Origin of the sequence: Bacillus cereus group sp. Sample62, from assembly GCF_036851315.1 — a bacterium.
Taxonomy (GTDB): Bacteria; Bacillota; Bacilli; order Bacillales; family Bacillaceae_G; genus Bacillus_A; species Bacillus_A wiedmannii.
In genome coordinates this window covers 2626644-2639284 of the sequence record NZ_JAFLPK010000001.1, presented here as the reverse complement: position 1 = coordinate 2639284, position 12641 = coordinate 2626644, and the positions used below count along the sequence as shown (strand labels likewise).

The following is a 12641-nucleotide window of genomic DNA, read 5'->3' as shown; positions in this document are numbered from 1 at the left end:
TAATTAGCACCTCTTTCAAAATGGTTTTCAAAAAGTCTTTTACATTTTCTTAAAGCTCTTTAAAACAAGGTATTCCCACAATCTCCAAGGAAGAATCTTCTTCACAAAAATCATAAATTTTACACCTTTTCCAATCGGATATCGTAAATTCGTACGCTTAGATTCAGCGATTTCTACAATTTTATTAGCAACTTCTATCGGATTACCAAATGTATCACTGCCGCTATTAATATGTTTTTGTATTTTACCCATATATTCTTTGTAAGGAGAAGATGTATCAGATTGGTTTGTAGCTAGTTGTTTACCAACTTCCCATATATTCGTGTTATAAGAACCAGGTTCAATTAAAGCAACATCTATTCCGAAAGGCTTAACTTCTAAACGAAGGGATTCACTCCAGCCTTCTAATGCATATTTTGAAGAAACGTAAGGGGAAAGACCAGGGAATCCGACTTGGCCGCTAATGCTGCTTATATTTATGATTTTTCCAATTTTTTGTTCTCTCATATAAGGTAATACAAGTTGAGTAATTGATATAGCTCCAAAAAGGTTCGTTTCAAATTGTTTACGGTATTCCTCTACTGGAATTTCTTCTACAAAGCCGCCATTTGCATATCCTGCATTATTAATAAGAAGGTCTACTCTGTTTATTTCTTTTAAAAATAATTGAAAATTATGTATAGATTTTTGATTGGTTACATCTAATTGTTGAATTTTTATGTTTTGCTGTAAGTTAAGCTGAGTAGCTTGAGATATTAAGTTCACTTGTTTCTCGAGATTCCTCATTGTAGCGATAACTAAATAATCTTTTTTTGCGAGTTCGAGTGTAGTTAATAGTCCGAATCCACTTGAGGATCCAGTAATAATTGCGATTTTTTTATTCATATTCCGCCATCTTTCTTTTTCTTTTATCATAACGAGTTATGAAAAGAAAATCTATTATTCTTACATTCGTTTTGAGAGTAATACCCGTTAATTCTATATTCTATGAGATTTTTAAAAGAGGGAATAATACGGACTCAGCGTATATAGAGAAGTGAGTATTAATACTTTAATGAAATGAGGGAAGAAAAATGGCTCATGTGAAAGATGTTTTAGCAGATCAATTATTAGCGAATGCAAACGATCCTAGTTGGTATATGCCATTTTCAGATGCAGTGAAAGATCTATCTGAGAGAGAAGCTATCTGGAAACCGAATGAAGAGAGTAATAGTATAGCTGAAATTGTACAACATTTACTCTATTGGAATTCAACGTGGCAAACTAGGTACAAAGAATCGAATGTGGATGCCGTGCCTGCTATTGGTGATAATAACAAAAGTTTTATGCTTTCAAATAATCAAACCTTCGATGAGTTGAGAGAAAAACTACTAGAGAAACTGTTACAATGGCAAAAGCTTATAAATGAAGAGAAGGTTGAAAGCGATGTAGTTGGATTTCCCGTAAATGCGAAGTGGTGGGAAGTGCTTAGTAATGTAACGACTCATAATGCTTATCATATTGGTCAAATTATTTACATCCGAAAATTACAGAAAAGTTTTGATAATGAATAAGATCGTAATTCTCAAATTAGGTGAACAAAAGTGGACAAAACGAGACATAAGTCTCATTTTGTCCACTTTTTTATTATGAAAGAAAAGAGAAAACCTATGAAATCAAGGTTTAGAATTTGGCACAGTACTTGCAATATAAAAGATGAACAAGAAAATAGGAGGGCTGGACATGTTAAAAACAACTGAAAGTAAAGGGAATGAAATTACGAAAGAACAAGCTCGTTGGATGTATGAAAAAATGTTAGAAATTCGTAAGTTTGAAGATAAGGTACATGAATTATTCGCGCAAGGCGTTCTGCCAGGTTTCGTTCATTTATACGCAGGTGAAGAAGCGGTAGCAGTTGGTGTATGTGCCCACTTAACGGATAGTGACAGTATTACAAGTACACATAGAGGTCATGGGCATTGTATCGCAAAAGGCTGTGATTTAAATGGTATGATGGCTGAACTTTTCGGGAAAGCGACAGGATTATGTAAAGGTAAAGGCGGTTCCATGCATATTGCCGATTTAGATAAAGGAATGCTTGGTGCAAATGGGATTGTAGGTGGCGGTTTTCCACTCGCTTGCGGTTCGGCATTAACAGCTAAATATAAAGGAACAAAAGATCTAAGTGTTTGCTTCTTCGGTGACGGAGCAAATAATGAAGGGACGTTTCACGAAGGGGTCAACCTAGCGGCGATATGGAAGTTACCAGTTATTTTTATCGCAGAAAATAATGGTTACGGTGAAGCAACGACATTTGAATATGCTTCAAGTTGTGATTCTATTGCTGATCGTGCAAAAGCTTATAATATTCCAGGTGTTCAAGTAGATGGAAAAGATCTACTTGCAGTATACAAAGCTGCTGAAGAAGCGGTGGAACGTGCGCGTAATGGCGGTGGCCCAACAATAATTGAATGTATGACATATCGCAATTACGGTCATTTCGAAGGTGAAGCACAAACGTATAAAACTTCAGAAGAAAAAGAAGAACATTTAAATGAAAAAGATGCGATTGTGAATTTCCGTAAGCATTTAATTCATGAAGCGCTATTAACTGAATCTGAACTTGTCGATATGGAAAAGGCAGTAGATGAAGCAGTGCAAAGATCAATTGAATTTAGTGAAAATAGTCCATATCCAGAGGATGAAGAATTATTAAAAGATGTATACGTTTCTTACAAATAAGAGGAGGGTGAAAAATAATGACTAGAACAGTAAGTATGTCAACTGCAATTAATGAAGCGATGAAAATATCAATGCGTCGTGATGAAAATGTAATTTTAATAGGAGAAGATGTTGCAGGCGGTGCACAAGTTGATCACTTGCAAGACGATGAAGCATGGGGAGGTGTACTCGGTGTTACGAAAGGCCTTGTACAAGAATTTGGCCGAAATCGTATTTTAGATACACCTATTTCAGAAGCGGGTTATATGGGAGCGGCGATGGCAGCTGCTGCAACAGGATTACGTCCGATTGCCGAATTAATGTTTAATGATTTTATCGGTAGTTGTCTTGATCAAGTGTTAAACCAAGGCGCAAAATTCCGCTACATGTTCGGTGGTAAAGCGAAAGTGCCAGTTACAGTACGTACGATGCATGGTGCTGGTTTTAGCGCAGCGGCACAGCATTCACAAAGTTTATATGCGTTATTTACGAGTATTCCAGGTATAAAAGTTGTCGTTCCTTCTACTCCGTATGACGCAAAAGGCTTATTATTAGCAGCAATTGAAGATGACGATCCAGTTATTTTCTTTGAAGATAAAACACTTTACAATATGAAAGGCGAAGTACCAGAGGGGTACTATACAATTCCTTTAGGAAAAGCAGATATTAAACGAGAAGGTTCTGATGTAACAATCGTCGCAATTGGAAAACAAGTTCATACAGCACTTACAGCTGCAAAGCAATTATCGAAAAAGGGACTTGAAGTAGAAGTAATTGATCCACGTTCTTTATCACCACTGGATGAAGATACGATTTTAGCATCTGTTGAAAAAACAAATCGCCTAATTGTTATTGACGAAGCAAATCCAAGATGTAGTATCGCAACGGATATTGCAGCAATTGTAGCGGACAAAGGATTCGATTTGTTAGATGCACCAATTAAACGAATTACAGCACCACATACACCAGTTCCGTTCTCACCACCACTTGAAAAGTTATATTTACCAACGCCGGAGAAAGTAATTGAAACTGTATCAGAAATGATCGGAGACCAATCTTTATTACATGTGTAATGAAACGACGAGAAGGGAGAGAGAAACATGGCTGTTGAAGTTGTAATGCCAAAGTTAGGTATGGCGATGAAAGAAGGTATTATTACGAGCTGGAATATTAAAACAGGCGATAACGTAGCAAAAGGTGAACTAATTGCTAGCATTAACTCGGAAAAAATCGAAACTGAAATAGAAGCACCGGCTGATGGAACTGTTCTTGATATAGCTGTAAGTGAAGATGAGGGAGTTCCACCTGGCACTGTTATTTGCTACATCGGTAAGCCGAACGAAAAAGTAGAAGTCTATGAAAATACAAATGTTGTTGAAGAAAAAACACCTAATGCAGAACATAAAAATATACAACATCCAGAACCATATGCGAAAGAAGTGGCGAAGCAAAGAATCAAAATTTCACCTGTTGCGAAAAAAATTGCAAAGTCTGAAAATCTGGATATCAATGCGTTAGTTGGTACAGGTCCTGGCGGAAGAATTACAAAGGTAGATGTTTTAAAGGTACTTGAGGAAAGAGTTGCAATTCCAGAAGTACTTGAACAAGAAGAAAGTAAAGTCATTCCTGTTACTGGTATGAGGAAAGCAATCGCAAACCGTATGCATGCGAGCTTACAAAATAGTGCGCAATTAACATTAACGATGAAAGTAGATGTGACAGATTTAGTTGCTTTACATAAAGACATATCGGAAGTTGTACAAAAACGATACGATAACAAACTAACCATTACGGATCTCGTTTCTCGCGCTGTTGTATTAGCACTTGCGGAGCATAAAGAAATGAACAGCGCTTATATAGATGATGCAATTCATCAATTTGAACATGTTCATTTAGGCATGGCAGTCGCGTTAGAAAAAGGATTAGTCGTTCCGGCTATTCGCTTTGCTAATAATTTATCTTTAGTAGAGTTATCTAAAGAAATTAAAAATGTGGCACAAAAAGCAAGAGAAGGTAGTTTAAGTAGTGACGATATGCAAGGAACAACATTTACAATTAGTAATTTAGGTAGCTTTGGGATTGAATATTTCACACCAGTATTAAATACACCTGAGACTGGTATTTTAGGTGTTGGTGCAATTGAACATGTTCCAGTATATAAAGGGAAAAAATTTAAAAAAGGAAGTTTATTACCTTTAAGTTTAACTTTCGATCATCGTGTATTAGACGGCGCACCAGCAGCTGCATTTTTACGCACAATTAAACGTTATTTAGAAGAACCTGTAACAATTCTTTTATAAAGAGAAGGTGAGAGAATGAGTAAATTAGTCGTTATTGGAGGCGGACCTGCTGGCTATGTAGCGGCAATTACCGCGGCTCAAAATGGAAAAGATGTCACTCTTATTGATGAAGCTGATCTTGGCGGGACTTGTTTAAATGTCGGTTGTATGCCTACAAAATTATTGTTAGAAAGTGCGGAAGTACATGACATTGTGAGAAAAGCGAATCATTATGGAATTACACTTAACAATGGAAGTATATCAATTGATTGGAAGCAAATACAGGTGAGGAAATCACAAATCGTAACGCAGCTCGTCCAAGGAATTCAATATTTAATGAAGAAAAATAAAATAAAAGTCATACAAGGTAAAGTGAAATTTGAAACGGATCACCGTGTGCGAGTTACACACGGTGATAATGTAGATATAGTAGATGGAGACCAGTTCATTATAGCGGCAGGATCAGAACCAACTGAATTACCTTTTGCTCCATTTGATGGGAAGTGGATTTTAAATAGTAGCCATGCAATGTCCCTAGAAAATATACCGAAATCATTATTAATCGTTGGCGGTGGTGTAATAGGTTGCGAGTTTGCAAGTATTTATAGTCGTCTTGGAACAAAAGTTATGATTGTTGAAATGGCACCGCAATTATTACCTGGTGAAGATGAAGATATCGAACATATTTTAAGGGAGAAACTAGAAAATGATGGTGTTGAAATATTTACAGGAGCTGTTTTAAAAGGATTAAATAATTATAAGAAGCAAGCTTCATTTGAATATGAAGGAAGTATCCAAGAAGCCAATCCGGAATATGTTCTCGTTTCTGTCGGCCGAAAACCGCGTGTACAACAATTAGATTTAGAAAAAGCAGGCGTTCAGTTTTCAAATAAAGGAATTTCTGTGAATGAATATATGCAAACAAATGTATCACATATTTACGCAGCAGGTGATGTGATTGGTGGAATACAACTTGCTCACGTTGCTTTCCATGAAGGAACGACAGCAGCATTACATGCGAGTGGAGAAGATGTGAAAGTTAACTATCATGCAGTACCTCGATGTATATACACATCTCCAGAAATCGCAAGTGTAGGTTTAAATGAAAAAGATGCAAGAGAGCAGTACGGTGACATACAAATTGGAGAATTTCCTTTTACAGCGAACGGAAAAGCGCTTATTATTGGAGAACAAACGGGGAAAGTAAAAGTCGTTGTGGAACCTAAATATCAAGAAATTATTGGGATTTCAATTATCGGTCCTCGTGCAACCGAACTGATCGGACAAGGAACCGTAATGCTTCATACAGAAGTCACCGCTGATATAATGAGAGATTATATTGCAGCGCATCCAACTTTATCTGAAGCGATTCATGAAGCATTATTGCAAGCTGTAGGGCATGCTGTACATGCCTAGATGAAAATATAATAAACCACTATTCTCTAAATGAATAAGAGAATAGTGGTTTGAAATTTTTTATTAGCAAATATACAATTACTATTTAATTTCAATAGCTGAAGTTATATCGTTCCAATCTGCAGCTAAATTAGCAGTTTGACCATACCAATCAGAGTGTCTAAAGGAGACACCTTTTCCATATCCTTGAGTTGAAGAATGTTCCCATAGCGTTGTTGAATAACTTGCAGAAGGTGAAGCTGTACTTACAGAAGAAATTCTGTCGTTCCAGCTAGAAGGTAGGTTTTTAAAGCCACTGCTCCAATAAATATACTGTCCACCTTTATTTTGATGCTCATAAAAATCGGTACTACCAGCACCACTACCTAAAGGGTTAATTTGATTTTTAAGTGCCTTTTTATCCTTTTCAATAAAAGCATTCAATGTTTCTCTGCTAGTAAAGCCATAAGCTAACCAATCTCCATTTTCATTTTGCTTAGGTAGTACCATAGTAATTTGGATGTCTTTTTTTGATTGATCGCTTAATTTGGTGAATGAATTAACATTCTTTTCATCAACTTTTAAATAATCAAATGATTTAATTGTATTATCTTTTTCTGCAGCACTTACTACTCCTAATCCTCCAGTTAATGCAAAACCTGCTACTAATGTCCCTGCTACTAATTTCTTCAACATATAACCATCCCTTTTTGTTTAGATTTTTGTACAGGTAAAACTTGTACATGTAAAATGTATTCTAATTTCGTATTTTTGTAAATATTCTGAAGTTTTAGAAATAATAGGCGGAATATTTACAGTTTTGCATTTATTCTTTAGAAAAAATAGCTATTGGAATGATATAATAAATAGATATATTGCTATTGTTGGATGTTGAAATGTTTTAGGAGGAAAGCCATTGAAGTATTTCAATAAAGATTGGTATAAAGAAATGCAAGTATCTGGATTTTTAATTTTCTCAGAAACATTAGAAGAATGGGAAGAGATTTTGCGAGAGAGCGAAAAGGTAGGAATGGATTATAAGAAAAGTTTGAGAGAAGACGTGGAAGAAAAGAAAGAAGATTTATTAAAGTTTCTACCTAAGTCACTACATCCATACATTCATGACAATGCAATTAAGTCAGAATACCCATCAGAAAAGTTAAAGAAACTTATGCTTGATTGGACAGAAGATTATGAGAAAAGAATGAATGATTTAGAACAAGCTTATATAGATAATTATAATGCTATAAAAGAAAAGCTCGCGCAGAATGTCGTTCAACTACATGAATACTCACTACATGACAGTGTAGTCAAATCAGTAGAGAGAAGGTCAAAAGATACGCTAATTATTACTTTAGATTGCAGTGGTACTTTCAGTGAATTTGACAAACTGGAAGTAACTTTTACAGGCGTAACGAAATGTTCTATTCCGGAAAATTTTGAAGGTGCTTGGTGGTTATGTCATGAAATAGATCTTACTAATGAAGGTTTCGAATTGGGTGTTTTATTTGATTGCCCATTTGAAGAAGTGACGATTTGTGCAAAAGATGTATTGCTTAAGAAAAGTAACTAGTAAACTTTATAACTTTACAAACAAAAAACAGTCTTATATGACTGTTTTTTATTTAGATGCTAAATTATCAAGTTTCCAATATGTATCTGTTAACGGCGCAGCTTTGCTATCTATGTATAAATACATATTATTTAAATCTTTTGGAGAAGTTTTCATATTAAATACAATGTCGGTAGTTAAAGAAAACTCAGATGGAACCTTTTTAGCATTTTCATTTTGTATAAATTCACCTTCGTATTTTTCACCCGTTTTTGCATCTTTTAGGAAATATTTTATTTCTGAAAGATCTATCGTTTGTCCTTCAGCACGAGCATTATTTATAGTAACGCGAGCTGTGAGACGCCACTCTTTGTCTATTTTATCGAATTTTGCATTTTCAACAGTTGCTCTATAGTATTCGTTTTTAAATATTTCCCCATAGTGCATTGCATTCTTTTCAAAAGCGCTCTTTTCTTGTTTTGGTGCAGTATTTCCACTACATCCTGCCATTATTCCTGTAAATAATAATGCTGTACAAGTTACTTTAATTATAGATTTCATAGTAATCCCTTTCTGTATTAAAAAGTAAAACATAGGAATAATTTTACATCAATAGGAGGTTAAATGGAAGTGTATTTGCGGAATATATAAATATACATTTATTTCGTTGTCAAGTTAACGTGATAGAAAGAGGGGGAAAACTGTATAAAACGGAATAAATAAGAATTGAAAATATTGTAAAACGGAAGAGGCATGCATATAATTAAAATAAAGATTAAATTTCTGAATCTTCAATAATGGTGGTGGGAACATGTTTACTGAAGAGCGTAGAGAGAACATTTTAGAGTTACTTAAGAAAGATGGAAGGGTAATTGCTAAAGATCTTGCGGAAAGTTTCGATATGTCTATTGATTCTATAAGAAGAGATTTGTCTATTATGGAAAAGGATGGATTATTAAAAAGAACGCACGGAGGTGCAATTGAACTTACGCGAGTGAGAAACTTAGCTGCCGAACCATCGAAACGTTATAGTAATCGTTCTATAAATGAAGAAGCGATTGCAAAAGTTGCTGCATCCTACATACAAGAAGGAGATTCCATTTTTATTGGCGAGGCTTCTATTCATTATGCTATGTTAAAATATTTACCTGAAATGCCATTTACAGTGATTACGAATTCTTTAGAAATTGCTAGTACCTTACGGGAACATAAGAAGATTGATACGTACTTAATTGGTGGAAAGGTGAAACCATCAGGAAATATGACAGATACACTTGCCTCTGAAATGATAAGTAGATTATCTATAGATCTTTATTTCTCTACAGGTGGTGGCATTTCATTGAACGGTATAAGTACTGCAACTCCGGAAGTTGCTTATTTTGGAAAAAGAGTAAGTAAAATTGCTAGAAGAAATATTTGTTTAGCTCCTCATAATAAACTCGGAATAGACTGCTTTATAATAGGAGAGTCACTAATAGAAATTGACCTTATCATAACAGATGAAGAGGCTAATAAAGAAACAATTCTACAATTTGAGAAACAAGGGAAAGAAATTGTAATAGCATCAATAGACTGCATTTAAAAGGAGTTTGTAATGATTATAAAAGGACAAGAGTTTCATATAAATGGATTAACTTATACAGTTCGTTCTGCAGCTGAAACGGATGCTGAGCAGTTATCGAAAATTAGAGTTCAGATCGATGGCGAAACTGAAAATATGGATAGAGAAGCTGGAGAGGGATTTATAGACAAGGTAGATTTTCAAAAAATAATAAAAGCAGATAGTGAAGAGATGAAGAATCTCTTTTTAGTTGCAGAAGTGCATAACCAAATCGTAGGATTTTCAAGATGTGAAGGATCAAATTTGAAGAGATTATCCCATAAGGTAGAATTTGGTGTTTGTATTTTAAGAGAGTTTTGGGGATATAGAATGGGTAAGAGTCTATTGCAACAATCTATTCAGTGGGCTGATGAAAATGAAGTGAAAAAGATATCATTACAAGTGTTAGAGACAAACGAAAAAGCCATTCAGCTGTATAAAAAATCAGGTTTTGAAGTAGAAGGTATTTTAAAAAATGATAAAAGATTATCGAATGGGAAGTATTATAATACGGTAGTAATGGGAAGGTGTATTTGAGTCTGTTCATAAAAGAGGTGGAAATGTATGTTTTATAGAAGGAAGTACTATATAGTAAAGAATGAATTTATAAAAATATTTAATGAGCATTTTACTCACACGAACTTACCTAATCAGTTAAAGCATGGTTCCAGGTTAATAGGACGCTGGATGAAAGATAATAATGATGGTACAACAGAAATATTCGCCATATGGGAATATGATAGTTATGAACAGTATAAAGAAATTGAATCGAAAATTAGAAGTGATGAGATGCATGTTAAAAGAATACATGATTGGTATGAAAAACATGGCGGAAGAGAATATGTTTTACAGAAGTACATATTAGAGTTGAAAAATGAAGAGTTAGTATGTACTGTAATTTGATAAAGAGGTGAGGGGGAATGAGAATTAAAACAAAATTATATTTTAGTTTAGCATCCACTATTTTATTTGCCATAGCTGTAATAGTTTTTTTTATAGACGGCAATCCACAAAAGTGGTTTTGGTTATGTATTTTCTTTGCGTCCATTATACAAAATATAGTTTTACTAAAAAAGAATAAAGAAGTGCATTAATATATTCAAATTATTAACATATTTGTGTCGTCTTTCTAGTTTTATTGAAAACGCTTTTATTCAGTTTTATAATAAAAGTATGTTTTTACAGATCTCCAAAATAATGAATAGGGAGATGATACAATGTTAGCTTCACCGTTTTACTTACATACATGGAAAAAGTTTGTTGATGAAGGAGTCCTTGATTCGAACCGTATGAACGAAAGAATTTCAGAGTCATGGTATCGATGTAAACAAGCAAATGTGAATCCTCATATGAATAAAGGTCTGAAAATTTTGTCTTCTAATATTTTTCACAATCAAAAGAAAAAGAGTGAAATCTTCCTTGATATAGCAATACCTCAAATACAAAATATGAGAAAAACTATTGACGAACTGCAAATGATGGCATTATTAATTGATCCAGACGGTTATGTTCTATCGTTAAGTGGAAATAAGCAAACGTTGAAACGAGCGAAACATATTAACTTCATTGAAGGTGTGAAATGGACGGAAGCAGCTGTTGGTACAAATGCGATAGGAACCGCGTTACAGATTGAAGAGGCTATTATGATTAGTGGTACAGAGCATTATTCTGTCGCATCTCATAGCTGGAGCTGTGCGGCCGCTCCGATTCATAATGATGACGGGAAATTAATTGGAGTTCTAGATTTCTCCTGTCCAATTGAATTTTCACATCCGTATATGCTCGGGATGGTAACTTCGATTGCACATGCGATTGAACGTGAATGTAGTATTCGAGTGCATCAAAATGAACTACATGTAATCCATCGTTTTTTAGATGTAATTGACAGTGATGAACAAGTTGTCATTTGTAATCATCGTGATGTCATCGTTTCCGCAAGCAAAAAGGTTCGAGAACGTGTTTCTAATTGGTCACGAATGAAACTTGAAGATTTAATGCAACATGGATTGAAGCCTAAATTAGAAGTACCAGTATATAGTAATGATAGAATGATCGGGAAATGTATTTATGTAAAAGAAAATAAGCGAGAGAATTTATTTTCTACTTCCCCATTTATAAACGGAATTACTTTCCCAGGAGTTATTGGGACAAGCAATGCATTTCAACATACTTTAGAAGAAATTAAGCTTGTATCTCCAACTGACGCTAGTGTATATGTTTGTGGTGAAACAGGTGTAGGGAAAGAATATGTAGCGAGAGCGATTCATGAAAATAGTCCAAGAAAAAATGGTCCTTTTATAGCTGTTAACTGCGGTTCATTGCCGAAAGAATTAATGGAAAGTGAATTGTTCGGTTATGCTGAAGGTGCGTTTACAGGTGCGCGGCGCCAAGGATATAAAGGGAAATTCGAACAAGCAGACGGAGGAACAATATTTTTAGATGAAATTGGTGAAGTGCCGCCAGAGATGCAAGTAGCATTATTGCGTGTTTTACAAGAACGAACAGTAACACCTATTGGCAGTTCAAAAGAGATACCTGTAAATATTCGTATTATTACTGCGACACATAAAGATTTACTGCGATTAGTTGAAGAAGGAAAGTTCCGTCAAGATTTATATTATCGTTTACATGTGTATCCATTATATGTTCCATCGTTAATAGAAAGAAAAGAGGATATACCGTACTTCATACAACATTTTTGTGAACAAAAGGATTGGAATGTTGTATTTCCAAAGAGTATTTGTAATCAATTTTCACAGCATACATGGCCCGGAAATATTCGAGAATTATTAAATGTATTAGAACGCATATACATTTTGTCGCAAGGACGGGAAATATGCGAAAAACAAATCTCTTTTTTATTACAAACAATGATGGGAAATCACCATCAACTTGCATTGCAAACAGAAAATAAAACAGAACATACATTAAATTTTCGTGAAAAAATACAGCGTGATAGTATGATTGAAGCGCTAGAAAAGACGAATGGAAATGTTTCGTTAGCTGCAAAACTGTTAGATGTACCTCGAAGTACATTTTATAAACGAATGCAAAAATATAAGTTATAAAGTAGATTTTTGTAATCTACTTTTTCTTTGTGGGCTCACGTTCTGTC

Annotated in this window: 13 protein-coding genes; 10 read left to right on the top strand and 3 right to left on the bottom strand. The window is 34.6% G+C overall.

Annotated features, from left to right (window positions below; genetic code table 11):
- Positions 1-39: 39 nt before the first annotated feature.
- The gene (locus tag J0835_RS13315; protein ID WP_217894814.1) at positions 40-885 is read right to left on the bottom strand and encodes an oxidoreductase; all 846 of its coding nucleotides are present in this window, start codon (positions 883-885) and stop codon (positions 40-42) included.
- Between the two features lie 188 nt (positions 886-1073).
- Here J0835_RS13315 and J0835_RS13310 point away from each other — a divergent pair, with 188 nt between their 5' ends.
- The 5 genes from J0835_RS13310 to lpdA all read left to right on the top strand — a co-directional run bounded on the left by J0835_RS13310 (position 1074) and on the right by lpdA (position 6395).
- Positions 1074-1553: a DinB family protein gene (locus J0835_RS13310; RefSeq protein ID WP_087980643.1), complete on the top strand. Its 480-nt coding sequence runs from the start codon at positions 1074-1076 to the stop codon at positions 1551-1553.
- Positions 1554-1722: 169 nt separating this feature from the next.
- Complete coding sequence (gene acoA, locus J0835_RS13305; RefSeq protein ID WP_087980642.1) at positions 1723-2721, top strand: acetoin:2,6-dichlorophenolindophenol oxidoreductase subunit alpha; 999 nt, start codon at positions 1723-1725, stop codon at positions 2719-2721.
- Between the two features lie 17 nt (positions 2722-2738).
- A complete protein-coding gene (acoB, locus tag J0835_RS13300; protein WP_087980641.1) occupies positions 2739-3773 on the top strand; it encodes an acetoin:2,6-dichlorophenolindophenol oxidoreductase subunit beta in 1035 nt (344 codons plus the stop codon).
- A gap of 27 nt (positions 3774-3800) precedes the next feature.
- Positions 3801-5000 (top strand): dihydrolipoamide acetyltransferase family protein, encoded by a 1200-nt coding sequence (locus J0835_RS13295; protein WP_087980640.1) that lies wholly within the window; start codon positions 3801-3803, stop codon positions 4998-5000.
- A 15-nt stretch (positions 5001-5015) separates the two neighbouring features.
- Complete coding sequence (gene lpdA, locus J0835_RS13290) at positions 5016-6395, top strand: dihydrolipoyl dehydrogenase (RefSeq protein WP_087980639.1); 1380 nt, start codon at positions 5016-5018, stop codon at positions 6393-6395.
- 81 nt (positions 6396-6476) lie between these two features.
- Here lpdA and J0835_RS13285 read toward each other — a convergent pair whose 3' ends face one another.
- Entirely contained in the window at positions 6477-7070 is a 594-nt protein-coding gene (locus J0835_RS13285; protein WP_000914462.1) for a hypothetical protein, read from the bottom strand.
- 220 nt (positions 7071-7290) lie between these two features.
- On the opposite strand from J0835_RS13285, the gene J0835_RS13280 reads away from it, so the two are divergent.
- Entirely contained in the window at positions 7291-7947 is a 657-nt protein-coding gene (locus tag J0835_RS13280) for a DUF4085 family protein (protein ID WP_087980638.1), read from the top strand.
- A 48-nt stretch (positions 7948-7995) separates the two neighbouring features.
- On the opposite strand, the gene J0835_RS13275 is transcribed toward J0835_RS13280, so the two are convergent.
- Positions 7996-8487: a hypothetical protein gene (locus J0835_RS13275; RefSeq protein ID WP_087980637.1), complete on the bottom strand. Its 492-nt coding sequence runs from the start codon at positions 8485-8487 to the stop codon at positions 7996-7998.
- 250 nt (positions 8488-8737) lie between these two features.
- Between J0835_RS13275 and J0835_RS13270 the strand changes: the two genes are divergently transcribed.
- The 4 genes from J0835_RS13270 (at position 8738) to J0835_RS13255 (ending at position 12594) form a co-directional block, all read left to right on the top strand.
- Positions 8738-9508, top strand: a complete 771-nt coding sequence (locus J0835_RS13270; RefSeq protein WP_087980636.1) for a DeoR/GlpR family DNA-binding transcription regulator — start codon at positions 8738-8740, stop codon at positions 9506-9508.
- Between the two features lie 12 nt (positions 9509-9520).
- Positions 9521-10063, top strand: a complete 543-nt coding sequence (locus J0835_RS13265) for a GNAT family N-acetyltransferase (RefSeq protein WP_087980635.1) — start codon at positions 9521-9523, stop codon at positions 10061-10063.
- A 27-nt stretch (positions 10064-10090) separates the two neighbouring features.
- Complete coding sequence (locus J0835_RS13260) at positions 10091-10429, top strand: NIPSNAP family protein (protein WP_087980634.1); 339 nt, start codon at positions 10091-10093, stop codon at positions 10427-10429.
- 314 nt (positions 10430-10743) lie between these two features.
- Positions 10744-12594 (top strand): sigma-54-dependent Fis family transcriptional regulator, encoded by a 1851-nt coding sequence (locus J0835_RS13255; RefSeq protein ID WP_087980632.1) that lies wholly within the window; start codon positions 10744-10746, stop codon positions 12592-12594.
- Positions 12595-12641: the final 47 nt, after the last annotated feature.

What these genes read in the sequence shown, in the direction of transcription:
- J0835_RS13270 (WP_087980636.1), top strand. Translation starts at nt 8,738, where the DNA reads ATGTTTACTGAAGAGCGTAGAGAGAACATTTTAGAGTTACTTAAGAAA.
- J0835_RS13285 (WP_000914462.1), bottom strand. Translation starts at nt 7,070, where the DNA reads ATGTTGAAGAAATTAGTAGCAGGGACATTAGTAGCAGGTTTTGCATTA.
- J0835_RS13310 (WP_087980643.1), top strand. Translation starts at nt 1,074, where the DNA reads ATGGCTCATGTGAAAGATGTTTTAGCAGATCAATTATTAGCGAATGCA.
- acoB (WP_087980641.1), top strand. Translation starts at nt 2,739, where the DNA reads ATGACTAGAACAGTAAGTATGTCAACTGCAATTAATGAAGCGATGAAA.
- lpdA (WP_087980639.1), top strand. Translation starts at nt 5,016, where the DNA reads ATGAGTAAATTAGTCGTTATTGGAGGCGGACCTGCTGGCTATGTAGCG.
- J0835_RS13275 (WP_087980637.1), bottom strand. Translation starts at nt 8,487, where the DNA reads ATGAAATCTATAATTAAAGTAACTTGTACAGCATTATTATTTACAGGA.
- J0835_RS13295 (WP_087980640.1), top strand. Translation starts at nt 3,801, where the DNA reads ATGGCTGTTGAAGTTGTAATGCCAAAGTTAGGTATGGCGATGAAAGAA.
- J0835_RS13315 (WP_217894814.1), bottom strand. Translation starts at nt 885, where the DNA reads ATGAATAAAAAAATCGCAATTATTACTGGATCCTCAAGTGGATTCGGA.
- acoA (WP_087980642.1), top strand. Translation starts at nt 1,723, where the DNA reads ATGTTAAAAACAACTGAAAGTAAAGGGAATGAAATTACGAAAGAACAA.
- J0835_RS13260 (WP_087980634.1), top strand. Translation starts at nt 10,091, where the DNA reads ATGTTTTATAGAAGGAAGTACTATATAGTAAAGAATGAATTTATAAAA.
- J0835_RS13265 (WP_087980635.1), top strand. Translation starts at nt 9,521, where the DNA reads ATGATTATAAAAGGACAAGAGTTTCATATAAATGGATTAACTTATACA.
- J0835_RS13255 (WP_087980632.1), top strand. Translation starts at nt 10,744, where the DNA reads ATGTTAGCTTCACCGTTTTACTTACATACATGGAAAAAGTTTGTTGAT.